The following is a 23,998-nucleotide window of genomic DNA, read 5'->3' as shown; positions in this document are numbered from 1 at the left end:
ACATCACCCCGCCGATGAAGCGAGCGGATTGAGCCAGGTATCTCCCGTCCAGCCATTCTCGTCATAGTCGGCCATGCAGGTATCGACCAGTTCTTCCATGGCCTTCAGCCGGCCGCCGCGTTCGGCGCCCTTCAGCACCTGCAGCCGCACCTCTTCCGGCGCACCGGCATAGTTGAGTTCGTAGAGCGCGTGGCGGCCGCCGAACTCGGTGCCGGTCGCGTCCCACAACAGTTTCATGATCTTGATGCGCTCGACATGGCCCATGTCGTTGGAACCGCGCACATACTGCGCGAGGTATTTGTCGATCTCGGGATTGTTGAAGTCGCGCACCGATGACGGCAGGTAGATCAAGCCGGAGGCGATCACCCGGCGCACCGTGTCGATGACGCGCGGATAGGCTTCCGACATGAAAGTCCGGTAGGCAAGGGCTGCTTCCAGGTTGGGCAGGACAGCGCCATTCGCCCAGGGGATCGGATTGTAGGCCATGGCGTTGGAAAAGCTCCAGAACATGTGCCTGAGCGCGATGACCTCGCCCAGCGCCGCCTGGTTGCCGCGGAAGGCATCGCCGCCGGTGGCGCGCAGCGCCTTTGCCAGCAGGCCGGCGAGGAAGTCGAGCTTGACGGCAAAGCGTGTGCAGCCCTGGAAGCAATAGCCATGCATGAAGCCCGAAGCCGGATGGAAGGACAGGATTTTCTGCGCCTCGCGCAGCACCAGCACGTCCTCCCAGGGGATGAAGAGATTGTCGAGCACCAGGATGGCATCGTTCTCGTCGAAGCGCGACGACAACGGATAGTCGAACGGAGCCGCCGCCGTGTTGGCCGTCTGCTCATAGGAGACGCGGCAGAACATCTTTACCCCCGGCGCATTCATCGGCACGATGAACATGACCGACAGCGACGGATCTTCGGTGACCGTCGCCGAACTCTGCGCCAGGAAATTGTAGTGGGTCAGCGCCGAGGACGTCGCCACCACCTTGGCGCCGGAGACATAGATGCCGGCGTCGGTCTCCTTGGTGATGTGGACGAAGACATCCTTCACCTGTTCGGCCGGCTTGTGGCGGTCGATCGGCGGGTTGACGATGGCGTGGTTCATGAACAGCACGGCTTCCTGCGCACGCTTGTGCCAGGCGAGCGCATTGTCCTTGAACGGGCCGTACCAGTCGGCATTGGCGCCGAGCGTGTTCATCAGTGCCGCCTTGTAATCGGGCGTGCGGCCCATCCAGCCATAGGACATGCGTGACCACTCGGCGATCGCGGTCTGCTGGGCCGCGAGTTCGCCGGAGGATTTGGCGACGCGGAAATATTTGTGGGTGTAGCCGCCCGAACCGGTATCGGTAGGCGAGGTCAGCGTGCCCTGCCGCTTGGGATCGTGCAGCGCATCATAGAGGCGCGCCAGCGACCGCGCCGAATTGCGCATCGCCGGATGGGTGGTGACATCGGCGATGCGCTCGCCGTTGATGTAGACCTCGCGGCCGTCGCGCAAGCTCTCCAGATACTCGGCCCCGGTGAACGGGCGCCCATTGTCGGCACGAAAGTCTTCCGATCGCATGATGTTCCTCCACTTATGGCATCAACTCTAGCGCTCCTGGCAAGGATCGGTTAGGACGTAACGGCAAAACCGATTGGACTTTTTCCGGCGCCATGAGCCTCAATTCCATTCCTGATTTCTTTGTCTATGGCGAGCCGGTGCGGCCGCTTGATGTCGGCTTCCTGCATGTCGAGACGGTGCTTGCGCGCAGCAACATTCATCTCGGCCAGGTTGCCGCGCACAAGCATCCGCAAATGGGCCAGATCACCTACTGGACCAGCGGATCCGGCACCTACCGCATCGAAGACCAATCCTGGGACTTTTCGGCACCGGCCGTCAGCTTCGTGCCGAGCACCATCGTGCATGGCTTCTCGATCGGGCCCGGCACCGACGCCATCGTCGTTTCGGTCGCCGATGATGCGCTTGCGGCAATAGCCGCTCACAGCCTGCTGCCATTGGACCGGCCGGTCTTTGCCGATAGCCTTCCTCAGCACGTCGCGTGGAAAAGGCTGGCGGCGGTGCTGGAGATGATCGCCGCCGAATATGCCGAGGCGCAGGCCGGCAGTGACAAGACCCTGCCGGCGCTGATCGCCGTCGCGCTCTCGCACATCGCGCGCCTTGGTCCCGAGGTAATGGATGCCACCGGTTCTTCCGATGCTGCATTGGCGCGCGGCTTGCGCCGTCTGGTCGATGCGCATTTCCGCGACAACTGGCCCGTCGACCGCTACGTCGGGGCGCTGGCCACGACACCGCATCTTCTCGACAAGGCCGCCCATACGGTGCTTGGCAGCGGCGTCAAGCGGCTCATGGGCGAGCGACGGTTGCTGGAGGCCAAGCGGTTGCTGCTGTTCACCGTGCGCACCGTCGAGGACATCGCCTACGAAATCGGCTTCGAAGATCCGGCCTATTTCTCACGCTTCTTCCGGGAGCGGGTTGGCCAGGCGCCCGCCGCCTGGCGCCGCGCGCAGCTGGGGCAGAGTTGAAGCTTCCGCGCCGGCCAGGATCAGGCGTTTGGGCCGACACGCCGGCCAGGCACGGCGCCGCCGAGTTGATCCACCTGTTGATAGGTGTTGCCGCGCAGCATCACCCCGCACGGCGCGGCGCATCGAGATTGATGTCGCCGCGAAACTTGCTGGTGTTTTTTGTCGCTTCCAAACGGTTCGTTATTTGAACCACCAATTTACGTGCTATGAGCGGACTGCAAGGTGGATTGGCTTCCGTCCCATGCGAAGTATCTTGAGGATGCACGATGAGCACAGTCGGCAAAGCGATATCGCTGTTGGAGCAGTTCACGCTCGGCGAACCGGAGATCGGCCTGTCCGAGCTCGCCCGCAAAACCGGCCTCGACAAGGCAACGGCGCGGCGCCTGCTGATGGCGCTGGCCGACCACCGCCTGATCGAACAAGAGCCGGCAAGCCGCCGCTACCGGCTCGGCGCCGGCCTGTCGCGGCTGGCCCGCTTTCGCGACGCGCATTTTCCCTTCGTGCGCGTGGCAGCACCTGTGGTTCGCGAGCTGGCGCTGGAAACCGGCGAGACGGTGCATCTGTCGGAATTCAGCGCCGGCGCACTGCTGACGGTCCATGTCGAGCTCTCGGCAAAGGCCAACCGGGTCAATGTCGATGTCGGCCAGGTGCTGCCCTTGCACGGCACCGCCTCCGGCATCGCCTTTCTCGCCGCTTCGCCTCGGGAAGCGGCCGAGGCCTATGTCGACAAGCCGTTGCCGACCTTCACGCCACACACGGTGACGCAGCCCGAAAGGCTGATGAAGGCGATCCGGCTTGCCGCCAAGCGCGGCTATTCCTCGAGCTCCCAAGGCTATGAAGAAGGCGTGCACAGCATAGCCGCGGCAATCCTCGGCTCCGATGGGCGTCCTCTCGGTGCGCTCGCGGTGGCCTCGCCTGTGTCACGCGCCGATGACAGCATGGCAGCCAGCCAGGGCGAAGCGGTGATCCAGGCGGCGCGGCTGATTTCAGCGCGCCTGGCCGGCGAAGCCTGACATCTCTACCGTCGCAGGGGAGATGATTAGCGGGTTAAGTTCCCAGCGGCGCACCGGCCTTGCCGCGAGACCGGAACGCTTCGTCTGGGACAGGCGGCTGGAGCGCAGCAAGGAAGAATTGTTGTCGCCCGCCCGCGCGTCGCCCACGATCTCGGAAATCGCCTTTGCCTGAGGGTTCAATTCGAGTGCGCATTTTTCGCGCGCGTTCGAGAGCCGGTACGATGTGGCCCGCGGGAGTTGCGCCAGAGGCTGAGGGCGGTGGTGCATTAAGGGGTGGGCCGTTTGCCGGATCTTGGAGAGCGCCGTAGCTCGCCGAAAGCCGGCATCCGGCAGCAAGTTCTACATATTGGCAGCGGTTGGCCGCACGATCACTTCGTTGACGTCGACGCCATCGGGTTGATCAAGCGCAAAACGGATCGCCCGTGCAATGGCGTCCGGTGTGAGCGACTTCTGCCGCCATTCTTTCAGAGCCGTGGCGACCTGAGGATCGCTGATATCGTCGCCCAGTTCGGTTGCGGTCACTCCGGGGGAGATGATCGTGGCGCGGATGTCGTCATGCTCCTGCCGCAGCCCCTCCGTGATTGCCCAGACGGCATATTTCGTGCCGCAATAGACCGCCGCGGTGGGCAGCACGATATGCGCGCCGACCGAGGCGACATTGACGATATGCCCATTCTTCTGGGCGACGAAGCGCGGCAGCACCGCGGCGATCCCGTTCAGCACGCCGCCGATGTTGACATTGATCATGCGAGACCACTCATCGCGCTTCAGCGCGGCAAGCGGCGACAGCGGCATGACGCCGGCATTGTTGACCAGCACATCGATCTGCCCGAATTCGGCATGAGCGGCATCGGCAAAGGCGTCGAAATTCGCCGCGTCAGTCACGTCGAGTTCGCGCCACGCGACGCCTTTGCCTATTTCTGCGGCCAGCGCCTTGAGCCGCTCGGTGCGGCGGGCCCCGATGAACAGTCTGGCGCCGGCACCGGCAAGTTCCCGAACCGTCGCTTCGCCGATGCCGCTGGAGGCGCCGGTGATGAGTACAACCTTGTCTTTAAGTCCCGTCATGATCGTTCCTTTTTCGCTGCGGTGACGGGGAGATAGATGGCGCGAACCGGCAAAGGCCGGTAGCGTGATCGTCCAAAGAGTTTGCACGATCCTCCAAATGAACTCGAAATGCCTTGCAACATTTCGCGCCATGAAGATTTATGCGGCATGGAGAAAATCAATGAACTCGCCGAGCTGATCACCCGCTTTGCGCCGAAATCTGGCATGGCCGGCACTGCGGTGCCGCGGCTGTCGCTCATTCGCGCCAACCAGCCCAGTGCACCCGTGCCTGCGGTCTACGAGGCGTCGCTTTGCATAATCGCCCAAGGATCGAAGCGCGTCTCGCTGGCCGACCAGAGCGTGGTCTATGACGCATCGAGCTACCTGCTCGTCTCGGTCGACCTGCCGCTGGTCGGGCATGTGTTGGAGGCGAGCCCGGCGGCGCCCTACCTCTGTTGCAAGATAGATTTTGATTCCACCGCGCTGGCCGAACTGCTTGTGAAAGAAGGACGTGCATCCCCCAGCAGGGATCTGCCGGTGTTAGCTGCCTATCCAAGTGACCCCGACCTGATTGATGCCGCCTGTCGGCTTGTCAGGCTGCTCGATCGCCCCGAGAGCGTCACCGTGCTGGCGCCGCTGATCGAACGCGAAATCCTTTACCGGCTCCTCACCGGACCGCACGGTGACACGCTTCGCCAGATGGCGTCGGTGGACAGCCACCTGAACCAGGTCAGCCGCGCCATCGCCACGATCCGCAATCATTTCCAGGCACAACTGCGCATCGAAGAGATTGCGGCGGCATCAGGCATGAGCGCGTCGTCCCTTCATGCCCATTTCAAGGCGATTACGCGCATGACCCCGCTCGAATACCAGAAGCAGCTGCGCCTGCAGGAGGCGCGAAGGATTATGCTTGCCGGCGGCGCAAACGCAGGCACGGCCGGGTTCGCGGTGGGCTATGACAGCCCTTCGCAGTTCAGCCGAGAATATCGTCGCCTGTTCGGTGCGCCGCCCCGGAAAGATATTGACCGCCTTCAGGCAACACCCAGTTCGGCTGCGGCTTATTGAGTTTTCCGAGCGGCATGCGCCAGCCATGGCTGGTCAGGAGCCAGCCGCCTCCAGGTGGCGAAGCGTCCGATCATGCTCGGTAGAACTCCCGGTACCATTCGACAAAGCGCGGAACCCCTATTTCGATCGGGATTTTGGGCTTGAAGCCGGTCGCCTCCTCGAGCGAGCTGACATTGGCGAAAGTTGCCGGAACGTCGCCTGGCTGAAGTGGCCTGAGGTTGCGGTTTGCCTTGCGTCCCAGCGCGTCTTCGAGCACCTCGATCAATCGGTTCAGTTGAACGGGCGAATTGCCGCCGATGTTGTGAATCCTGAACGGGGCGTTGCTGGTCGCTGGGTCTGGCGCGACACTTTTCCACTCAGGATTGGGTGTCGCGGGTTGCTGCATGACGCGGATAATACCTTCGACAATGTCGTCGATATAGGTGAAATCCCGCTGCATGTTGCCATAGTTGAAGACCTCGATCGGCTCGCCGGCGAGGATAGCCTTGGCGAAGATGAACAGCGCCATGTCCGGCCGCCCCCACGGACCATAGACGGTGAAAAAACGCAGCCCGGTGGTCGGCAGTCCAAACAGATGGCTGTATGTGTGCGCCATCAGCTCGTTCGCCTTCTTGCTTGCGGCGTAAAGGCTGAGCGGATGGTCCGCCGGATCGTGCACGGAAAACGGCATGCGGGTGCTGCCGCCATAAATCGAACTCGACGATGCATAGACCAGATGGCCGACGGACGCCTGCCGGCATCCTTCCAGGATGTTGACAAAGCCGCTGAGGTTGCTTTCCACATAGGCGTGCGGATTGCTGATCGAATAGCGTACGCCGGCTTGCGCCGCGAGATTGACGACAACCTCCGGCGCGGCCGAAAGGAAGAGCTCCGAAATACGGTCCCGCTCCGTGAGATCGGCATGCTCGAAACAAAAATTCGAAAACGCTTTCAGCCGCTCGAGACGAGCCTGCTTCAGGCTGACGTCATAATACTCGTTCATGGAGTCGAGGCCGATAACCTGGCCTCCTTCGGCAAGCAGCCTCAGGCAAAGATGAAACCCTATGAACCCGGCTGCGCCGGTGATCAGTATCGGCCTGCTTGATGTCACTGCATATCCTAGCGTTAATTTCAGGCGAGCTTTACAAGCTCCAGTATTTTATGTTGTCGGGAACTTCATTGGGCTTGATGGCCGACTTGACATCGAACAGTGTCCCCCCCGGCCTGATCATTTGAAAAAGACGCGCTCTTTCGTTGGTGAGATATTGCCTGTGAGGCACCGCCAGAACAAGCGCCTGCAAATCGTTTATCTCATCGAGCGGCAGGATTGTTTCGCCGTGATCACGCCGAGCGGTTTCGACATCGGCAAGGGGATCATGGACTTTGGGGACAATTCCGAACTGCCTTAGTTCCTTGACCATGTCGAAAACGCGGCTGTTGCGCAAATCCGGCACGTCCTCCTTGAATGTCAGCCCGAGAATGCCGACAGAAGCCCCTTTGACGGGCGTGTCAGAACCAATCAGCCGTTTGACAACCTGCTGGGCGACGAAGGCCCCCATGCCGTCATTGATGCGACGTCCGGCGAGGATGATCTGCGGATGGTAACCTTCGGCCTCGGCCTTGGCGGTCAAATAATATGGATCGACGCTGATGCAGTGGCCGCCGACGAACCCCGGTTTGAAGGGAAGGAAGTTCCATTTCGTCGACGCAGCATCAAGAACATCCTGCGTCCGGATATCGAGCCGCTCGAAGATCATTGCCAGTTCGTTCATCAGCGCGATGTTCAGATCGCGCTGGGTGTTCTCGATAACCTTCGCTGCCTCGGCCACCTTGATCGACGGGGCGCGGTAGACGCCGGCATCGATGATACGGCCATAAACGTTCGCGACGCGCTCCAGCGTCTCGTTATTCTCGCCGGAGACGACTTTGACGATCTTTTGCAGCGAGTGTTCCCGATCGCCGGGGTTGGCGCGTTCGGGCGAATAGCCGAGGGCAAAGTCGCGGGGATGTCGCAGGCCGGAAACCTGCTCGATGATCGGCCCACAGAAATCTTCGGTCACACCTGGATAGACTGTCGACTCAAAAACGACGACGGCGCCTTTGCTCACCGCCTCGCCGACGAGTTCGGACGCCAGTTTCAAAGAAGCTAGATCGGGAGCGCGATTTGCGTCGATAGGGGTTGGCACGGCGACGATGAAGAAAGTAGCGCCTTTCAACATCTCCCGGTCGGTGGTCAGCCCTATCGAGGTCTCCTTGAGCGCCGTTGCATCAACTTCTCCCGTACGATCGACGCCGCCACGCAATTCCCCGATCCGACGCTCGCTGATGTCAAAAGCTATGGTGCCGGGGAAAACCTTCCCAAAGGCAATGGCTACCGGCAGGCCGACATAACCCAGGCCGATAACTGCAATGCGTTCGGACATCCGTGGGGTTCCTCGAGCCACCTGTTGAGCCGACGTGCTTGTATGGCAGGCTGTTGGCCAATTCAACGATGCTCTATCGCGAAGAGGAATGTCTCACGAAAAATGGTCGTTGCCATTTTCATGTTGCCATCCGCCGATGCCATCGATGTTGTGGATAAAATCCAGCAGGACCGGGTTTCGAGCCACTCTCTGCTGCGGATTGGGGTGAACCGTCAGGTTCTGCCGGCCATCTACGCAGCGGCGGCCCTGACGACAGGGCTGATATTCTCTGCTGCCAATCCATAGGCCACTATCGGCCTCAATCGTGCCTTCTGATCAAACCAAATGCCGGGATCGGAATTCGCATCGGCACCGAGCGGATCTGCGAAATTTCAGTTTGGTCCTTGTGCATTGGCTGCGGACACGTCGTATCCTGCGTGTGGCGACCGATATCTGGTCGATCAGCATTTGCCTGGGAGCAGAAATTGGCCAGACTCTATGACAGCCGCAGACGCATTCTCGTTACCGGGGGCGCAGGGTTTATCGGCTCGCATCTTATTGACCGCCTGTTGGAACGAGGCGACGAAATCTTGTGTGTCGACAACCTTTTCACCGGATCAAAGCGCAATATCGACCATTTGGCCAAGCATCCCCGCTTCGAATTCATGCGCCATGACGTGACCTTTCCGCTCTACGTCGAAGTCGATGAGATTTACAACCTGGCGTGTCCGGCCTCGCCTGTTCACTACCAGTACGACCCGGTTCAGACGATCAAGACCGCCGTGCACGGCGCCATCAATGTTCTTGGATTGGCAAAGCGGCTGAAATGCAAAGTCTTTCAGGCCTCCACCAGCGAGGTCTATGGTGACGCGTCTGTGCATCCGCAGCCGGAGAGTTACTGGGGCAATGTAAACCCGATCGGGCCGCGCTCATGCTACGATGAAGGCAAACGCTGCGCCGAAACGCTGTTCTTCGACTATCACCGACAACATGGCTTGTGGGTCAAGGTCGCGCGGATTTTCAATACGTTCGGGCCGCGCATGCACCCGGCAGACGGCAGGGTTGTCTCAAATTTCATCGTGCAAGCGCTTCGTGGTGAACCGATAACCATTTTCGGCGACGGCTCACAGACAAGGTCGTTTTGCTACGTCGACGACCTGGTGAGCGGCATGCTGCGCCTCATGGATACGGGGCCGGAGGTGACCGGTCCAGTAAACATCGGCAATCCAAGGGAAGTAACGATCAGGCGCTTGGCCGAACTGACGACGCAGATGACCGGATCAGGTTCGGATATAATTTACCGCGATCTTCCGCAAGACGATCCGCGGCACCGCCAGCCCGATATCACCCTTGCCAAAAGGCTTGTCGGCTGGGAGCCGACGGTGACTTTGGAAGCCGGGCTGCAACAGACGATCGACTATTTCAAAGCCCTGCTGCCGAAGGTTTCCACAAACTCGCCTTGACCCGGCACCGCAGTGCAACCGTCAAGTCTGACCGATCACCGTCGTGGTAGCGACGCCTTTTGCAGTCGACTCCGGTAGGCTTGAAGTTTTTTGAATTCTAATTATTTTAAGCTTGAAATTATTTGAAGAACCATGGCGCTTCATCCGTCCGAGCCGGGACACCGGCATTTGGCGGAGAGCAGAAGGAGGAGGAAGATTTGCCGTCGTTCCGGGATAAAACTCCATGAACACAGCACGATTTTCCGAGAGTGTCACAGGCAAGATCGTCGATGGCGTTCTCGTCGTCACGATCGAAAATCCGCCGGTCAACGCGCTGTCCTTCCATGTCAGGGCCGGACTGATGGCTGCGCTTGGGCGTGCGGCGTCGGATGAAGTGTCTGCCGTGGTGCTGACCGCCATTGGGCGCACCTTCATCGGTGGCGCCGATATCAAGGAATTCGGCAAGCCCGCTGTCTCGCCCACACTGCCTGACGTGATCGAAGCGATCGAGAGCTTCGCCAAACCGATCGTGGCGGCAGCAGGCGGCGCGGCGCTCGGCGGCGGCTGCGAGATTGCGCTGGCCTGCCACTACCGGGTGGCCAGCAAGGCGGCCAGCTTCAGCCTGCCCGAGGTCAAGCTCGGGTTAGTGCCTGGGGCCGGCGGAACCCAACGCCTGCCCCGCCTCATCGGCACGGTCGCCGCAATTGACCTGATCGGCACGGGTCGGCCCGCAAATGCCGACGAAGCGCTCGCTCTCGGTCTGATCGATACCATTGCCGACGATCTTCCCGAAGGCGCGCTCGACGTCGCCCGCCATCTCGTCGGCCAACCGCTGCGGCCCACGGGCGCGCTTTCCGTCCCGCGCTCGCAACCTGAGGCCGACGCGGCAGCCGCAAAGAAGGTGCTTTCCCGCAGCCGTGGACAGATCGCGCCTGCAGAAGCCGTGAGACTGGTCCGGGCTGCGTCCACGGCCAAACTTGAGGACGGTCTTGCGGACGAACGCGCGACCTTCCTGCGCCTCCGGGATTCTCGCGAAGCGGCAGCGTTGCGCCACGTCTTCTTTGCCGAGAGGCAAGCCAGCAAAGTCGACAGGCTGGAGGGTGTCACGCCTCGCAAGGTCGAGACCGTCGGTATCGTCGGAACCGGCCTGATGGGTGCAGGCATCGCGGTCTCGGCCTTGAATGCCGGCTATGGCGTAATCGGCGTCGAGCAGACGGACGACGCCGCGGCAAAAGGATACGCGCGTATCGCCGGCCTTCTCGACAAGTCAGTCCAATCCGGCCGTCTCACCGATCATGCGCGCAGGGAGGCGCTGAGCCGGTTTGAAGCGGCCAGCGAAGCCGACAGGCTGGCGCAGGCCGATCTGGTCATCGAGGCGGTGTTCGACGATCTCGCGGTAAAAACCGACCTCTTCCGGACGCTTGATCGCATCGTCCGCCCGGACGCCATCCTTGCGACCAACACCAGCTACCTCAACCCCAACGAGATCGCCTCGGCAACCGCCAGGCCCGAGCGGATCGTCGGCCTGCATTTTTTCTCGCCGGCCAACGTCATGCGGCTCACCGAAGTGGTGGATTGCGCGGCGACGGCGCCCGACGTGCTCGCCTCGGCTATCGCCTTCGTCAGAAAGCTCGGCAAGCTGCCTGTCGTGTGCGGCGTTACCGAGGGTTTCATCGGCAACCGCATCTATTCCGCCTACCGCCGCGAGGCGGAGTTCATGGTGGAGGATGGCGCAGCACCCGATGAGGTGGATGCCGCGCTGGAGGCCTGGGGCTTCCCGATGGGGATCTTCGCGGTCAACGATATGGCTGGGCTGGAGATAGCCTGGGCGCGGCGCAAGCGACAGGCGGCGATGCGCGATCCGCAAGCACGTTATGTTGAAATCGCCGACCGGCTGTGCGAGGCCGGCCGCTTCGGCCGCAAGACCGGGCGCGGCTGGTACGATTATTCGGACGGCGAACGCAGGAGCGACCCGCAAGTAACGGCGCTGATCGAGGCCGTGCGAGCGGCCAACGGCATCGTGCCGCGCCGCTTTTCGTCCGATGAGATCGTCACGCGCTTACTGGCGGCAATGGCCGAAGAGGGCAAGGCATTACTCGCCGAAGGCATCGCGGCGCGTGCCTCCGACATCGATCTGGTGATGATCAACGGCTATGGCTTCCCGGCCCACAAGGGCGGGCCGATGTTCCGCGCCGGAGAGGTTTAAGGACCAGCTACGACAGCTTGGCTACGACGGCGCGCAACGCCTGGCCGAAACGCCTGACCTCGTCGACCGTGTTGTAATGGACCAGCGAGGCGCGGATGGCGCCGCTGTCCATCGACAGGTTGAGACGCTTCATCAACCGGGGCGCATACATATGGCCGTCGCGGATGCCGATCTGCATCTCAGCCATTTCCTCGACGATCCGCTGCGGCGACAGCTTGCCGATGTTGAAGCAGAAGGTCGGCACGCGCTCGTTGATGCGGGTCTCTTCCGAAACCCCGTAAATGGTCGCGCCGCAAGCTTTGAGCACCGCGAGCATCTCACGCGCCAGGAGCACTTCGTAGTCGCGGATAGCGCCCATGCCGGCAACGATGTTGTCGCGCCGCGAGCGGTTGTTGGAGGGCGCCAGATTGCGGCCGATCAGTTCCAGGTACTGCACCGCGGCATCCATGCCTGAGACGTTCTCGTAGATGAAGGTGCCGGCCTCGACCTTGTAAGGCGGCTCGTCGGGGATGAAATCCTCGCGGAAGGTCGGCAGCCGCTTCAGCGTTTCGAAGCGGCCCCACAGAAAGCCCATATGCGGCGAGAAATTCTTGTAGCCGGAGCAGACGAGATAGTCGCAGTCCCAGGCCTGCACGTCGATCAGCCCGTGCGGTCCGTAATGCACGCAGTCAAGGAACACTTCGGCGCCGGCCGCATGCGCGATCGCGGCCACCGAAGCGACGTCGACGACCGAACCGATCGAATGCGCGGTCACCGTGCAGGCGACGAGACGGGTGCGATCGGAAACCAGCGGCTTGAGGTCGTCGACATGCAGGTTGCCGTCCTCGCGCATGCGCCACCATTTGAACTTCGCTCCGGCGGGCTCCAGCGCCAGCCACGTGGCGATGTTGGCGTCGTGGTCCATATCGGTGATGACGATCTCGTCGCGCTCTGTGTCCTTGGCCAGCATCTGGCCGATGCCGAGGCTGACCAGGCGAATGAACGAGGTGGCGTTCATGCCGAAGCAGATTTCCGACGGACTGTAGGCGTTGATCAGCAAGGCCACGCTCGTCCGAGCATCCGCAACCGATTGGTCGACCGTGACCGAGCGCCCATAGCGACCACCACGCTGCACATTGTGCGAGACCAGGTGATTGGTCACCGCGTCGAGCACGCTCTGCGGGATCTGCGCGCCGGCGGCGTTGTCCATGAAGATGAAATCACCGGCGCGCTGCAAGGCTGGAAACATGGCGCGGATGGTGTCGACCGGAAAGCCGCCGGCGGCTTGGGAATTGCTCAACTGTATCTCCTGCGAATGGCTTGGGAAGCGGGACGGTTGATGAGGTCAGCGCGTCTTCTCGGTCTTGAAGCGGTCTTCGAGCAGGCTGACGAGGCGGACCATCGGCCAGAGGAAGATGAGATAGACCAAAGCGGCGCCGATCAGCGGCGAGGGATTGGCATAGAGCGACTGCGCGTTGGTCGCTTCCTTCAACAGTTCAGGCAGCGCAACGGTGGAAGCGAGCGACGTGTCCTTGAACATCGAGACGCAATTGCTGGTCATCGGCGGGATGACGACGCGGATCGCCTGCGGCAGCACCACCTTGCGCAAGGTCAAAAGGAAAGGCAGGCCGAGCGCCTGTGCTGCCTCGAATTGGCCTTTCGGAATGCTCTCAATGCCGGAGCGGAACACTTCTGCTGAATAGGCCGACATGATGATGGCGAACGCCGTCACGGCGGAGGCCCAGGACGACAGACGGATGCCGAGGAAGGGCAGCGCATAATAGATCAGGATCAGCACCACCAGCACCGGCAGGGCGCGGAAGATGTCGGTGTAGCCGACCGCCAGCCAGCGCAGCGGCTTCGGCGCATAGAGCCGCAACAGGCTGATCCCCAGGCCGATGGGAATGCCGATGCCGATACTCAAAATGCCGAGCAGCAGCGTGTTCAGGAAGCCACGCAACAGCGCCGGCAGGCTGGACATGATCACGTCAGGATTGAAGAAGGTGTCGATCAGCGACATGGGAGCGTTCCCGAACCCCAGAGCAAAGGATGCTCAAGTTAAAACCAATCGACCTTGCCTCCGATGAGGCTATCCGTGCGGCAGCAGGCGCCGGAGCGTGAAATGAATCGTGCCGGCCCGGGAGCCGGCACGATTCAGTGCATTGCCGGTCAGGCCTTGGGCAGCGGCATTTCCTTGACCGTCGAGGAATCGGCTGGCGCGTCGCTGCCGAACCACTTCTTGTGGATCGCGGCCAGCGTTCCGTCCTTCTTCATCGCGGTCAGCGCGTCGTTCAGCTTGCCGAGCAGCGGATGGTCCTTGCTCATCATCAGGCCGTACTGTTCGCCGGTCTTGATGCGCTGCTTGACCTTGAGGTCCTTCATCTTGGTGAAGGAGTATTCCATGCCCGGAATATCGCTGACGGCGGCGTCCACGCGGCCCGCGCTGAGGTCGAGCAGCAGGTTCTGCTGCGTGTCATAGCCCTTCACGTCGCTGTAGCCGTCAGCCTCCTGATGCGCCTTGACCCAGGTCTCGCCGGTCGAGCCTGAAAGCACGCCGACGATCTTGCCCTTGAGGTCGGCCTCGGTGTTAACAGCGCTATCGGTCTTCGTCGCAATGCCCATGTCGGAGTCATAATAGGGCTGGGTGAAGGACAGCGTTTTCAGTCGCTCCGGCGTGATGGTGATCGAGGAGATCGCGACATCGATGCGGTTGGAACTGACAGCCGCGAACAGCGCCTGGAAGCCGAGGTCGGCAATGTCGGTGGTCATGCCGGCACGCTTGGCCGCTTCGTTGACGATGTCGACTTCAAAGCCCTCGAACGTGCCGCTCTCGTTCTTGTATTCGAAGGGCGGATTGGTCGGGTAGGCGCCGACATTGAGCACATCGGCGGCAAAGGCGGTGGCCGGGCCGGCAGCGATGCCGATCGTGGCGGCGAGAAGAAGCAGGTTGCGACGAGTGAAGCTCATTTTGTGTTCCCTCTGGTTGTGATCGGGCGGGTTTGCTCCCGCACGGTTTGTTGCCGTCCCACCTCCCAGCGGGGCGTCAATTCATGGCGGCGACCATGCGCTCGAGCGCGGTCGCTATCTGGTCGCGTTCACGGCACACGCACATCCGCAGGAAGGCCGCTGCCGAATTTCCAAAGAGGTGGCCGGGAGCCAGCCCGACGCGCGCCGTCTCCAGTATCCTGGCGCAGGCCTGCCGGGCGTCGCTTTCGCCGTCCATGGCAAAGAAGGCATACATGCCTCCGCGCGGTTTCGTCGGCAGGATGATGCCGGGAATCTGGGCCAGCCTGTCATAGGCAAGGTCGAGGCCGGTTTTGATCCGCTGCCTGATCTCCTCGACCAGCGGCTCGCCTTGGCGGATGGCGGCGACAGCGCCTGCCTGGATAGGCGCGGCGGTGCCGCTGTTGGTGTACTGCGTCATGGCGCCAAGCTGGTCGGCCACCCCCGACGGATGCGTCAGCCAGCCGATGCGCCAGCCGGTCATCGCCCACGCCTTCGAAAAACTGTTGACCGACAGCACCCGGTCGCCATCCTCGGCGATCTGCAGGATGGAAGGAGCAACATTGCCGTCGAAATAGAGCCGGCCATAGACCTCGTCGGAGATGATCCAGATGCCGGTGCGCCGGCTGAAGTCGAGCAGCGCCTGCATCTCCTCGCGCGACGCGGTCCAGCCGGTCGGGTTGGACGGCGTCGACAGGAAGATCGCGCGTGTGCGCGCATCGCAAGTGGCGAACAGCCGGTCGAGATCGAGATGCCAGTCGCCCTTGAAGTCGAGCGAAAACGGCCTTGGCTCGCCGCCGATCAGATGGATGGCGTTGTGGATGTTGGGCCATTGCGGCGCGACATAGACGACGTTGCTGCCGGTATCGACCAGCAGTTCCAGCGCCAGGTACAGCGCCTGCATGCCGCCAGGCGTGACCGTGGTGCGCGCAATCGGGATCGTCCGGCCGTGAATGCGCGTTTGGTATTCCGACAGCGCCTCGTTCAGTAGGGGGTGCCCACGCATGTTAGGGACGTAGAACGTCTGGCCTTCATCGAAGGCGGCCTTCGCCGCGTCGCGGATGAAAGCGGGCGTCACCATGTCGCCTTCGCCGTACCAGAGCGCGATCACGTCGCCCAGTTCTCGGGCGCGCACGGCAAGGTTGGCAATGTTTTCGGTGTGCAGGTCACGGATCTGGGCACGTACGCCGTCGAAAGCATAACGCGCGCTGGACGATGACTGGGGCAGTATGAACGACAAGGACTGAAACCCCTCCCACCCGGAGCACCGCGACGGACTGCCCGGCAAGCCCCACCGGCACGACAGTCGCCATCGAGTTTGGATGCTATCCAATGTGCTGCGCTTTTCAAGGAAAAAGTTTTAAGCTTAAAAAGTTTTTGCCCGATCCCGCCCGTCTACCGCAGCTCGGCGCGCGCAGCGGTGCAGTTGGCCGCAGCGCCGGCGCCAAGAAACATCGTATCGCTGGCCAGCACGAAGAAGCTCGCGCCGATAGCGGCCCACTGGCTGATCGTCTGTGGGCTGGCGCAAAATATACCCGATGTCCTGCCATGCGCGACGGTCGCGCGGATGATCCTTGTGATCGCCTCATTGAGCTTGTCCACGCCTTTGGGCCCGATCGCATCGATCGACACGGAGAGATCGCCGGGGCCGACGAAGACCACATCGATGCCGTCTATGGCCGCGATCGCCTCGATGTTGGCCAGCCCCTCCGATGTCTCGACCTGGACCGCGACGACCACCCTGTCATTGGCCGCGGCCAGATATTCGGGAATGCGATAGCCATAGCCGGCCGCGCGGCCAGGCCCGACGCCGCGCTCGCCCAGCGGCGGATAGCGCGAGGCTTTCACCGCCGCCTCGGCCTGAGCAGCGGTCGAGACGCGCGGCACGAGCACGCCTTGTGCGCCGCTGTCGAGCGCCGCCTGGATAGCTTCCGGCGCATGACCGGGAACACGCACCATGGCCGGCACGCGATGCACGTCGGCCGCGCGCACCATGGTTTCGATCGTGTCGCGCGCGATCTGGGTATGTTCCCAGTCGATGCAGACGAAGTCGAGGCCGGTGAGCGCCATCACTTCGACGGCGACGGGATGGGGAATAGCGGCGAAGGAGCCGACGAGATTGGTCTTGCCGATGCACTTCTGACGGAACGCGCTCATATCCATCCCCTTTTCCCCTCCAAATTCATATCCGCAATCGGCGGCGAGGCGAAGCTATTTCAGGCTTGAAATATTTTTGCGCGGGCCTAGCGTGTCGGTCTCCCGCCACGAGTTCCCATGATGATCAAAACGCATCCCCTGCACGGCTCGAACAAACTGAAGCTCGGCGTCTTTTCGACCAATGCCGATGGCGGTCTGGCCATCACCGATGTGCCGGAACGCTGGACGGCAAGCTGGCAGGACAATCTGACGGCGGCGCAGACCGCCGACCGCGCCGGGCTGGAATTTATGCTGCCGATCGCGCGCTGGCGTGGCTTTGGCGGCCGCAACAAGGTGCGCGAATGGTCGTTCGAGACCTTCACCTGGGCGGCAGCGCTGGCGGTGGCCACCGAGCAGATCGGCCTGTTCATGACCGTGCATGTGCCGCTGGTGCATCCGCTCTATGCCGCCAAGGCGCTGGCAACTGTCGACCATATCAGCCATGGCCGCGCCGGTCTCAACATCGTCTGCGGTTGGAACCCGAAGGAATTCGGCATGTTCGGCACGCCTTTGGTCGAAAAGGGCTACGACCAGGCCGCCGAATGGATCGAAATCCTGGAAAAGCTTTACGCCTCGGACCAGCCTCTGGACTATGAAGGCCCCTACTATCGGCTGAAGGAAGCGGTCAGCCGGCCGGCGAGCCTGCAGGTTCCACGCCCGGTGACCATGAACGCGGCTTTCGGTGGCCCGGGCCGCGATTTCGCCGCCGCCCGATGCGATTATCTGTTCACCACCTTTTCGGAAATGGGCGATGCCGGCAAGCATGTCGCCGACATCAGCGAGCGGGCCGACAAGGTTGGCCGCAATGTCGGCGTCTACACGGTGGCGCATGTCGTCTGCCGACCAACCATGGAAGAGGCGCAGGCCTACTACACGCGCTATGCCGTCGATCTGGCCGACCACGATGCGGTCGATGCCCATATGGCCGGCAAGAAGGAGTTCTCGCAGTCGCATGACCCGCATGCCTATGACCGCTACCGGCAGCGTTTCGCCGGCGGCGCCGGCACCTACCCGCTGGTTGGAACGCCGGAGACGATCGCCGCCGAGATGGCTGCCATTGCCGGGCATGGCTACCAGGGCATCGCGCTGTCGTTCGTCAACTACACCAGGGAACTGCCCTATTTCTGCGACCATGTGCTGCCGCTGCTCAGGCAGGCGGGGCTGCGCGGCTGATTATTCCGGAATGACGGCGGTTGCCTGAATTTCGATCTTGGCGCGATCTTCCACCAGCGCCACCACCTGCATGGCGGCCATCGCTGGGAAATGCCGGCCGATCACCTCGCGATAGGCCTCGCCTATACCCTTGAGATTGCCGAGATATTCGGCCTTGTCGGTGAAATACCAGGTCATCGTGGTGATGTGCCGTGGCTCCGCGCCGGCTTCCGCCAGCACGGCGACGATGTTTTGCAGCGTCTGCCGCACCTGGCCGGCGAAATCGTCGGTCTCGAACTGGCACTGCCCGTTCCAGCCGACCTGTCCGCCCACGAAGACGAGCCTGCCGCGCGCGGCAATGCCGTTGGCGTAGCCGACCGGTTTCGCCCAGCCCTCCGGCTGCAGGATCTCGTGCATTTTCAAGCCTCCCCGGTATTCTTAAAGATCAATCTCAAATCAAATACATCGCCGTCAGGCCGCACCCATCACCTGCCGTGCGATCACCACCTTCTGCACATCGGATGCGCCCTCGTAGATGCGTAGCGCGCGGATCTCGCGATAGAGGCTCTCGACGATATGGCCCTTGCGGACGCCGTCCCCCCCATGCAGCTGCACAGCCTTGTCGATCACCTCTTGCGCCTTGTCGGTGGCGAACAGCTTGGCCATCGCCGCCTCGCGGGTGACACGAGCCGCGCCCATGTCCTTGGTCCAGGCAGCGCGGTAGACCAGCAGCGCTGCGGCATCGATGTCCAGCGCCATGTCGGCGATATGGCCTTGCACCATCTGCAGCTCTGCCATCGGAGCGCCGAAAAGTTTGCGCTCGGCCACCCTGCTGATGCTTTCGTCCAGCGCCCGGCGGGCAAAGCCGAGTGCCGCCGCGCCGACCGTCGAGCGGAACACGTCAAGCACCGACATGGCGATGCGGAAGCCGTCTCCCGGTTTGCCGATCAGCGCCGAAGCCGGCACCCGCACCTGATCGAAGGAAAGCCGCGCCAGCGGATGCGGAGCGATCACCTCAAGGCGCTCGGCGATGCCAAGCCCCTTGGTATCAGCGGGTACGAGAAAGGCGGAAAGTCCCTTGGCGCCCGGCGCCTCGCCGGTGCGGGCAAAGACGACGTAGAGATCGGCGATGCCGCCATTGGAAATCCAGGTCTTCTCGCCGCTGAGGATATAGAAGTCGCCATCGCGGATCGCCGTCATTTCGGTGTTGGCGACATCCGACCCGGAGCGTGGCTCCGAAAGCGCGAAGGCCGAGATCGCCTTGCCGGCCGTGGTCTTTGCCAGCCATTGCTGCTGGTCAGGCGTGCCGAACAGGCTGAGCGCGCCGGTGCCGAGCCCCTGCATGGCGAAGGCAAAGTCGGCCAACCCGTCATGGCGCGCCAGCGTCTCGCGCATGATGCACAAAGTGCGGACATCGAGCGGTCCCGGATTGTCCGTATCGAGCGCCGTCGGCTTCAACCAGCCGTCGCGGCCAAGCTTGGCCACCAGCTCGCGGCAGGCGGCATCGACGTCATGGTGATCGACCGGCAGGTTCCTGGCGCACCATGCTTCCAGCCTTTCGGCCAATTCGCGGTGGCGATCTTCAAAGAACGGCCAGTTGAGGAAACTCCTGTCAGCCATCAATTGCCCTCGAACACCGGTTTTTTCTTGGCGACGAAGGCCTTGTAGGCGCGCTCGAAGTCACGCGTCTGCATGCAGATCGCCTGCGCCTGCGCTTCCGCTTCGATCGCCTGGTCGAGGCCCATCGACCATTCCTGGTTCAACTGCGTCTTGGTGATGCCGTGCGCGAAGGTCGGGCCGGAGACGATGCGCGCCGCCATCTCGAGCGCGTCGGCCTCGAGCACTGCGGCATCGGCCAGCCTGTTGTAGAAGCCCCAGCGCTCGCCTTCCGCAGCCGTCATCGTGCGGCCGGTGTAGAGCAATTCGGCGGCACGGCCCTGGCCGATGATGCGCGGCAGAATCGCGCAGGCGCCCATGTCGCAGCCGGCAAGGCCAACGCGGGTGAACAGGAAGGCGGTCTTGGCCTCCGGCGTGGCGATGCGGATGTCGGCGCTCATGGCGATGATGGCGCCGGCGCCGACCGCGACACCGTCGATCGCCGCGATGATCGGCTTGCCGCAGTTGAGCATCGCCTTGACGAAATCGCCGGTCATGCGGGTGAAGGCAAGCAACTCCTTCATGTCCATCTTGACCAATGGGCCGATAATGTCGTGGACATCGCCGCCCGAGCAGAAATTGCCGCCATTGGACAGAAACACCACGGCGTCGACGTCGTCGGCATAGACGAGGTCGCGGAATGTGTCGCGCAGTTCGGCATAGCTGTCGAAGGTCAGTGGATTCTTGCGCTCCGGCCGGTCTAACCGCACCCTGGCGATCCTGCCTTCGACCTCCCACAGGAAGTGCTTCGGCTTGAGGCCGGCCATCGAACTCATTCGCGTCCCTCCCAGTTGCTGCGGAACGAGGTCAGCATGCCGGTCAGCCGGCGCGCATCCTCCTCGCTGACCTTGGCCAGCAATTCGCCGATCCAACCCTCATGCGCCGCGGCCATTGTGGCAAAGGATCTGGAACCCTCATCGGTCAGTCGCACCATGGATGTGCGGCGATCGCCATTGCGGCGCGCGCGCGCGACCAGGCCTTCCGAAACCAGCCGGTCGACAATGCCGGTGACATTGCCGTTGGAGACCAGCAGGAAGCGCGACAGATCGCTCATCAGCATGCCTTCCGGCGCGCGGTAGAGGGCGGCCATGACGTCGAAACGCGGCAGTGTCGTATCGAATTCTTTCTTCAGCCGCTCGCGCAGTTCCGCCTCAATCGTGCGCGAGGCGCGCAGCAGCCTGATCCAGAGACGCAGCCGGTCCTTGCCGGGTCCCGACGGCGCGGGCAATGGGCCGGCTACCATGTTTCGCCTCCTGAGATCGAAATCGCTTGTCCGGTAATCGACGCAGCCGCATCGCCGCACAGCCAGAGCACCGTCGCGGCAACTTCCTGCGGCTGGATGAAACGGCCTTGCGGGTTGGTCGAGGCAAGGCTCGCCCGCGCCTGCTCGACTGAGCGGCCGGTCTTTTCGACGACGCGCTGAATGGAGTCCGCCAGCATGTCGGTCTCTACGAAGCCCGGGCAAACGGCGTTGACGGTCACGCCGGATTTCGCCGTCTCGGCCGCCAGTGCCCGCATCAGCCCGACCACCCCATGCTTGGCCGCCACGTAGGGCGCGACATAGGCGTAGCCTTTCAGCCCTGCGGTCGAGGCGACGAAGACGATCCGGCCCGCCTTGCGCGCGGCCATGCCGGCCAGCGCCGGCTTCACCGTCAGGAAGGCGCCGGTCAGATTGACGTCGAGCGTCCGCTGCCAGTCGGCAAGCGAGGTCCTGTGCGCCGGCGTGCTGCCGGCAATGCCGGCATTGGCGACGACGATGTCGAACGGGCCGCGCACGGCTTCCGCTTGCGCGTAGAGCGATGTCACCGCCGCCTCGTTGGCAACATCGGCTGACATGGCGTGGATGCGGTCGTTCTCGCCAGCCACCTTGGCAAGCTCGGCCTCGCGCCGCCCGCATATGGTCACCTCTATGCCGGCCTCGGCCAGCACGAGTGCTATGGCCCGGCCGACGCCGGAGCCGCCGCCAGTGACCAGCGCATGTTTGCCTGAAATCGCCAAGGCCGTCGTCATACTTTCAGCCCCGCCGCCGCATCGCGCTCGGCCAGCCGGTAGATCTGGTCGCGTCCGGGAAGATAGGGATCCGGCCATTTGACCCCACGGTCAGTGAGCCTCACCGCCGCATGCAGCGTCCAGTAGGGATCGGCGAGATGCGGCCGTGCCAGGGCCACCAGGTCGGCGCGGCCTGCCATCAGGATCGAATTGACATGGTCCGGCTCATAGATGTTGCCGACCGCCATCGTCGCCATGCCGACCTCGTTGCGGATACGGTCCGAGAATGGTGTCTGGAACATGCGGCCATAGACAGGCTTGGCGGCAATCGAGGTCTGACCTGCCGAGACGTCGCAGATGTCGACGCCGGCTTCGTGCAGCATGCGCGCGATCTCCACCGCATCGGCCGGCGTCACACCCTCGATGCCGACCCAATCATTGGCCGAAATGCGCACCGAAATCGGCTTTCGCGCCGGCCAGGCGGCGCGCACCGCATGGAAGACTTCCAGGGGATAGCGCATGCGATTTTCCAGCGAACCGCCATACTCATCCGTGCGCTGGTTGGTGACCGGCGTGATGAAGGACGACAGGAGATAGCCGTGCGCGGCGTGGATCTCCAGCATGTCGAAGCCGCAACGATCGGCCATTTCGGTGGAGGCCACGAACTGGTCGCGCACCAAATCCATATCGGCGCGGTCCATGGCTTTCGGCACCTGGTTTTGAGGCGACCATGCAATCGCCGAGGCCGCCATGACCGGCCAATTGCCCGAGGAGAGCGGCACGTCGGTGCCCTCCCAGCCGACACGGGTCGAGCCCTTGGCCCCGGAATGGCCAATCTGGGCGCAGATTTTCGCCTCGGTCTCGGTGTGGACGAAATCGACCAGCCGCTTCCACGCCACCTCATGTTCGGACGCATAGAAGCCGGGACAACCGGGCGTGATGCGTCCTTCCGGACTGACGCAGGTCATCTCGATATAGACAAGCCCGGCGCCGCCCTTGGCACGCTCGGCATAGTGGGCGAAATGCCAGTCGGTCGGGCAGCCATCGACTGCCTTGTACTGCGCCATCGGCGAAACGACGATGCGGTTGTTGAGCTGCATGTCGCGCAGTTTGAACGGCGCGAACATCGGTGCCCGGCGCTGCCTGTTGCCGCCTGCCCCTGCCTGGCGCTGGAACCATTCCTCGGCGCTTTCAAGCCATTTGGCATCGCGCAGCCGCAAATTCTCGTGGCTGATGCGTTGCGAGCGGGTCAGCAGCGAATAATTGAACTGCACCGGATCGAGGCCGAGATAGCGCTCGACCTCCTCGAACCACTCCAGCGAATTGCGCGCCGCCGACTGCAGCTTCAGCACCTCGGTGCGGCGCGCATCCTCATACTTGCGGAAGGCGGCGTCGAGGTCCGGTTCGGTTTTGACATATTCGGCCAGCGCCACCGCGCTTTCCAATGCGAGCTTGGTCCCGGAGCCGATCGAGAAATGTGCCGAGGCCGCCGCGTCGCCCATCAGAGCCAGGTTCTTGTAGGACCAGCGTTCGCACAGCACGCGCGGGAAATTGATCCAGGCCGAACCTCTGATGTGATTGGCATTGGTCATCAGCGCGTGGCCGCCGAGATGTTTCTCAAAGATGCGCTCGCAGACGGCGATGGATTCCTGCTGCGACATGGCGCCGAAGCCGAAGGCAGCCCAGGTCTGTTCGCTGCACTCGACAATGAAGGTCGCTGTCTCGCTGTCGAATTGATAGGCGTGCGCCCACACCCAGCCATGATCGGTCTTCTCGAAGATGAAGGTGAAGGCGTCGTCGAATTTCTGGTTGGTGCCGAGCCAGACGAATTTGCATTTGCGGGTGTCGATGTCGGGCTTGAAGACTTCGACGAAGGTGTTGCGCGCCCTTGAGTTCAGCCCATCGGCGGCGACGACCAGATCATGCGTCTCCATATAGTGCTGAGGGTCGGCGATATCGCTCTCGAACATCAGCCTCACGCCAAGTTCGCGCGCGCGTCGCTGCAGCAGGATCAGAAGCCGCTTGCGGCCGATGCCACAGAAACCGTGGCCCGACGAGACCGTGCGCACGCCGTCATGGATGACGGCGATGTCGTCCCAATAGGCGAAATGCTTCTTGATCCATACAGCGCTGACCGGGTCGTTTTTGGCAAGGTTGTCGAGTGTTTCGGCCGACAGCACGACGCCCCAGCCGAACGTATCGTCGGCGCGGTTGCGCTCAAACACCGTGACCTCGTGGGCGGCGTCCCGCAGCTTCATTGAAATGGCAAAGTAGAGGCCGGCTGGTCCGCCACCGAGAACCGCAACCTTCATCCGTGCGATCTCCTCTTCGCTTGCTGCATATCAAGTATCGCGCCGGAGAT

At 62.6% G+C, this 23,998-nt stretch carries 23 protein-coding genes; 8 read left to right on the top strand and 15 right to left on the bottom strand.

The window, feature by feature from the left end:
• Positions 1–3 precede the first annotated feature (3 nt).
• The gene (locus AC3EMP_RS11745) at positions 4–1,548 is read right to left on the bottom strand and encodes a 4-hydroxyphenylacetate 3-hydroxylase N-terminal domain-containing protein (protein WP_352712809.1); all 1,545 of its coding nucleotides are present in this window, start codon (positions 1,546–1,548) and stop codon (positions 4–6) included.
• Positions 1,549–1,640: 92 nt separating this feature from the next.
• On the opposite strand from AC3EMP_RS11745, the gene AC3EMP_RS11740 reads away from it, so the two are divergent.
• The 3 genes from AC3EMP_RS11740 to AC3EMP_RS11730 all read left to right on the top strand — a co-directional run bounded on the left by AC3EMP_RS11740 (position 1,641) and on the right by AC3EMP_RS11730 (position 3,695).
• Positions 1,641–2,510, top strand: a complete 870-nt coding sequence (locus AC3EMP_RS11740; protein ID WP_023667823.1) for a helix-turn-helix domain-containing protein — start codon at positions 1,641–1,643, stop codon at positions 2,508–2,510.
• Positions 2,511–2,776: 266 nt separating this feature from the next.
• Positions 2,777–3,523 carry an IclR family transcriptional regulator gene (locus AC3EMP_RS11735; RefSeq protein ID WP_023667822.1) on the top strand — a complete coding sequence of 249 codons (747 nt, stop codon included), beginning with the start codon at positions 2,777–2,779 and terminating at the stop codon, positions 3,521–3,523.
• A gap of 22 nt (positions 3,524–3,545) precedes the next feature.
• On the top strand, positions 3,546–3,695 hold the full coding sequence (locus tag AC3EMP_RS11730) for a hypothetical protein (protein WP_352712810.1): 150 nt from the start codon (positions 3,546–3,548) through the stop codon (positions 3,693–3,695).
• A 167-nt stretch (positions 3,696–3,862) separates the two neighbouring features.
• Here the strand turns inward: AC3EMP_RS11730 and AC3EMP_RS11725 are convergent, their stop codons facing one another.
• A complete protein-coding gene (locus AC3EMP_RS11725; protein WP_023682721.1) occupies positions 3,863–4,588 on the bottom strand; it encodes an SDR family oxidoreductase in 726 nt (241 codons plus the stop codon).
• 147 nt (positions 4,589–4,735) lie between these two features.
• Here AC3EMP_RS11725 and AC3EMP_RS11720 point away from each other — a divergent pair, with 147 nt between their 5' ends.
• Positions 4,736–5,632: an AraC family transcriptional regulator gene (locus tag AC3EMP_RS11720; RefSeq protein WP_023667819.1), complete on the top strand. Its 897-nt coding sequence runs from the start codon at positions 4,736–4,738 to the stop codon at positions 5,630–5,632.
• A 70-nt stretch (positions 5,633–5,702) separates the two neighbouring features.
• Here AC3EMP_RS11720 and AC3EMP_RS11715 read toward each other — a convergent pair whose 3' ends face one another.
• Both AC3EMP_RS11715 and AC3EMP_RS11710 read right to left on the bottom strand, forming a co-directional pair.
• Complete coding sequence (locus tag AC3EMP_RS11715; RefSeq protein WP_023667818.1) at positions 5,703–6,722, bottom strand: NAD-dependent epimerase; 1,020 nt, start codon at positions 6,720–6,722, stop codon at positions 5,703–5,705.
• A gap of 31 nt (positions 6,723–6,753) precedes the next feature.
• Positions 6,754–8,034 (bottom strand): nucleotide sugar dehydrogenase, encoded by a 1,281-nt coding sequence (locus AC3EMP_RS11710; protein WP_023686926.1) that lies wholly within the window; start codon positions 8,032–8,034, stop codon positions 6,754–6,756.
• A 102-nt stretch (positions 8,035–8,136) separates the two neighbouring features.
• Here AC3EMP_RS11710 and AC3EMP_RS11705 point away from each other — a divergent pair, with 102 nt between their 5' ends.
• From AC3EMP_RS11705 to AC3EMP_RS11695, 3 genes are all read left to right on the top strand, one after another.
• Positions 8,137–8,319 carry a hypothetical protein gene (locus tag AC3EMP_RS11705; protein WP_023667816.1) on the top strand — a complete coding sequence of 61 codons (183 nt, stop codon included), beginning with the start codon at positions 8,137–8,139 and terminating at the stop codon, positions 8,317–8,319.
• A 179-nt stretch (positions 8,320–8,498) separates the two neighbouring features.
• Positions 8,499–9,476 carry a UDP-glucuronic acid decarboxylase family protein gene (locus AC3EMP_RS11700; protein ID WP_023667815.1) on the top strand — a complete coding sequence of 326 codons (978 nt, stop codon included), beginning with the start codon at positions 8,499–8,501 and terminating at the stop codon, positions 9,474–9,476.
• A gap of 223 nt (positions 9,477–9,699) precedes the next feature.
• Positions 9,700–11,661 carry a 3-hydroxyacyl-CoA dehydrogenase NAD-binding domain-containing protein gene (locus AC3EMP_RS11695; protein WP_023667814.1) on the top strand — a complete coding sequence of 654 codons (1,962 nt, stop codon included), beginning with the start codon at positions 9,700–9,702 and terminating at the stop codon, positions 11,659–11,661.
• A 7-nt stretch (positions 11,662–11,668) separates the two neighbouring features.
• On the opposite strand, the gene AC3EMP_RS11690 is transcribed toward AC3EMP_RS11695, so the two are convergent.
• The 5 genes from AC3EMP_RS11690 to AC3EMP_RS11670 all read right to left on the bottom strand — a co-directional run bounded on the left by AC3EMP_RS11690 (position 11,669) and on the right by AC3EMP_RS11670 (position 16,800).
• Entirely contained in the window at positions 11,669–12,940 is a 1,272-nt protein-coding gene (locus tag AC3EMP_RS11690; protein WP_023729165.1) for a cysteine desulfurase-like protein, read from the bottom strand.
• A 45-nt stretch (positions 12,941–12,985) separates the two neighbouring features.
• Positions 12,986–13,660 carry an amino acid ABC transporter permease gene (locus AC3EMP_RS11685; protein WP_023667812.1) on the bottom strand — a complete coding sequence of 225 codons (675 nt, stop codon included), beginning with the start codon at positions 13,658–13,660 and terminating at the stop codon, positions 12,986–12,988.
• Between the two features lie 149 nt (positions 13,661–13,809).
• Complete coding sequence (locus tag AC3EMP_RS11680) at positions 13,810–14,607, bottom strand: ABC transporter substrate-binding protein (protein WP_023682726.1); 798 nt, start codon at positions 14,605–14,607, stop codon at positions 13,810–13,812.
• 76 nt (positions 14,608–14,683) lie between these two features.
• A complete protein-coding gene (locus tag AC3EMP_RS11675) occupies positions 14,684–15,883 on the bottom strand; it encodes a pyridoxal phosphate-dependent aminotransferase (protein WP_023729164.1) in 1,200 nt (399 codons plus the stop codon).
• A gap of 155 nt (positions 15,884–16,038) precedes the next feature.
• Complete coding sequence (locus AC3EMP_RS11670) at positions 16,039–16,800, bottom strand: HpcH/HpaI aldolase family protein (RefSeq protein ID WP_352596935.1); 762 nt, start codon at positions 16,798–16,800, stop codon at positions 16,039–16,041.
• Positions 16,801–16,920: 120 nt separating this feature from the next.
• Between AC3EMP_RS11670 and AC3EMP_RS11665 the strand changes: the two genes are divergently transcribed.
• Positions 16,921–18,012, top strand: coding sequence for an LLM class flavin-dependent oxidoreductase (locus AC3EMP_RS11665; protein ID WP_352596977.1), 1,092 nt, complete (start codon positions 16,921–16,923; stop codon positions 18,010–18,012).
• On the opposite strand, the gene AC3EMP_RS11660 is transcribed toward AC3EMP_RS11665, so the two are convergent.
• The 6 genes from AC3EMP_RS11660 to AC3EMP_RS11635 are packed head-to-tail and all read right to left on the bottom strand — an operon-like array spanning position 18,013 to position 23,948.
• The gene (locus tag AC3EMP_RS11660) at positions 18,013–18,408 is read right to left on the bottom strand and encodes a RidA family protein (RefSeq protein WP_352596937.1); all 396 of its coding nucleotides are present in this window, start codon (positions 18,406–18,408) and stop codon (positions 18,013–18,015) included.
• Between the two features lie 54 nt (positions 18,409–18,462).
• On the bottom strand, positions 18,463–19,611 hold the full coding sequence (locus AC3EMP_RS11655; RefSeq protein ID WP_023682730.1) for an acyl-CoA dehydrogenase family protein: 1,149 nt from the start codon (positions 19,609–19,611) through the stop codon (positions 18,463–18,465).
• Positions 19,611–20,423 carry an enoyl-CoA hydratase family protein gene (locus AC3EMP_RS11650; protein ID WP_023682731.1) on the bottom strand — a complete coding sequence of 271 codons (813 nt, stop codon included), beginning with the start codon at positions 20,421–20,423 and terminating at the stop codon, positions 19,611–19,613. Before AC3EMP_RS11650 ends, AC3EMP_RS11655 begins: the two co-directional genes overlap by 1 nt.
• Entirely contained in the window at positions 20,420–20,890 is a 471-nt protein-coding gene (locus tag AC3EMP_RS11645; protein ID WP_023682732.1) for a MarR family winged helix-turn-helix transcriptional regulator, read from the bottom strand. The genes AC3EMP_RS11650 and AC3EMP_RS11645 overlap by 4 nt, the downstream gene beginning before the upstream one ends.
• Complete coding sequence (locus AC3EMP_RS11640) at positions 20,884–21,657, bottom strand: SDR family NAD(P)-dependent oxidoreductase (RefSeq protein WP_023682733.1); 774 nt, start codon at positions 21,655–21,657, stop codon at positions 20,884–20,886. The genes AC3EMP_RS11645 and AC3EMP_RS11640 overlap by 7 nt, the downstream gene beginning before the upstream one ends.
• A complete protein-coding gene (locus AC3EMP_RS11635; protein ID WP_352596940.1) occupies positions 21,654–23,948 on the bottom strand; it encodes a bifunctional salicylyl-CoA 5-hydroxylase/oxidoreductase in 2,295 nt (764 codons plus the stop codon). The genes AC3EMP_RS11640 and AC3EMP_RS11635 overlap by 4 nt, the downstream gene beginning before the upstream one ends.
• Between the last annotated feature and the right edge of the window lie 50 nt (positions 23,949–23,998).

This window comes from Mesorhizobium sp. P160219 (assembly GCF_057786095.1).
The sequence above is the reverse complement of the archived record's forward strand: the minus strand, read 5'-3'. Positions and strand labels throughout refer to the sequence as shown.

Excerpts from the sequence above, each read along its gene's own strand:
- AC3EMP_RS11745 (WP_352712809.1), bottom strand. The coding sequence starts at position 1,548 with ATGCGATCGGAAGACTTTCGTGCCGACAATGGGCGCCCGTTCACCGGG.
- AC3EMP_RS11740 (WP_023667823.1), top strand. The coding sequence starts at position 1,641 with ATGAGCCTCAATTCCATTCCTGATTTCTTTGTCTATGGCGAGCCGGTG.
- AC3EMP_RS11735 (WP_023667822.1), top strand. The coding sequence starts at position 2,777 with ATGAGCACAGTCGGCAAAGCGATATCGCTGTTGGAGCAGTTCACGCTC.
- AC3EMP_RS11730 (WP_352712810.1), top strand. The coding sequence starts at position 3,546 with ATGATTAGCGGGTTAAGTTCCCAGCGGCGCACCGGCCTTGCCGCGAGA.
- AC3EMP_RS11725 (WP_023682721.1), bottom strand. The coding sequence starts at position 4,588 with ATGACGGGACTTAAAGACAAGGTTGTACTCATCACCGGCGCCTCCAGC.
- AC3EMP_RS11720 (WP_023667819.1), top strand. The coding sequence starts at position 4,736 with ATGGAGAAAATCAATGAACTCGCCGAGCTGATCACCCGCTTTGCGCCG.
- AC3EMP_RS11710 (WP_023686926.1), bottom strand. The coding sequence starts at position 8,034 with ATGTCCGAACGCATTGCAGTTATCGGCCTGGGTTATGTCGGCCTGCCG.
- AC3EMP_RS11705 (WP_023667816.1), top strand. The coding sequence starts at position 8,137 with ATGGTCGTTGCCATTTTCATGTTGCCATCCGCCGATGCCATCGATGTT.
- AC3EMP_RS11695 (WP_023667814.1), top strand. The coding sequence starts at position 9,700 with ATGAACACAGCACGATTTTCCGAGAGTGTCACAGGCAAGATCGTCGAT.
- AC3EMP_RS11685 (WP_023667812.1), bottom strand. The coding sequence starts at position 13,660 with ATGTCGCTGATCGACACCTTCTTCAATCCTGACGTGATCATGTCCAGC.
- AC3EMP_RS11680 (WP_023682726.1), bottom strand. The coding sequence starts at position 14,607 with ATGAGCTTCACTCGTCGCAACCTGCTTCTTCTCGCCGCCACGATCGGC.
- AC3EMP_RS11670 (WP_352596935.1), bottom strand. The coding sequence starts at position 16,800 with ATGAGCGCGTTCCGTCAGAAGTGCATCGGCAAGACCAATCTCGTCGGC.
- AC3EMP_RS11665 (WP_352596977.1), top strand. The coding sequence starts at position 16,921 with ATGATCAAAACGCATCCCCTGCACGGCTCGAACAAACTGAAGCTCGGC.
- AC3EMP_RS11660 (WP_352596937.1), bottom strand. The coding sequence starts at position 18,408 with ATGCACGAGATCCTGCAGCCGGAGGGCTGGGCGAAACCGGTCGGCTAC.
- AC3EMP_RS11655 (WP_023682730.1), bottom strand. The coding sequence starts at position 19,611 with ATGGCTGACAGGAGTTTCCTCAACTGGCCGTTCTTTGAAGATCGCCAC.
- AC3EMP_RS11650 (WP_023682731.1), bottom strand. The coding sequence starts at position 20,423 with ATGAGTTCGATGGCCGGCCTCAAGCCGAAGCACTTCCTGTGGGAGGTC.
- AC3EMP_RS11645 (WP_023682732.1), bottom strand. The coding sequence starts at position 20,890 with ATGGTAGCCGGCCCATTGCCCGCGCCGTCGGGACCCGGCAAGGACCGG.
- AC3EMP_RS11640 (WP_023682733.1), bottom strand. The coding sequence starts at position 21,657 with ATGACGACGGCCTTGGCGATTTCAGGCAAACATGCGCTGGTCACTGGC.
- AC3EMP_RS11635 (WP_352596940.1), bottom strand. The coding sequence starts at position 23,948 with ATGAAGGTTGCGGTTCTCGGTGGCGGACCAGCCGGCCTCTACTTTGCC.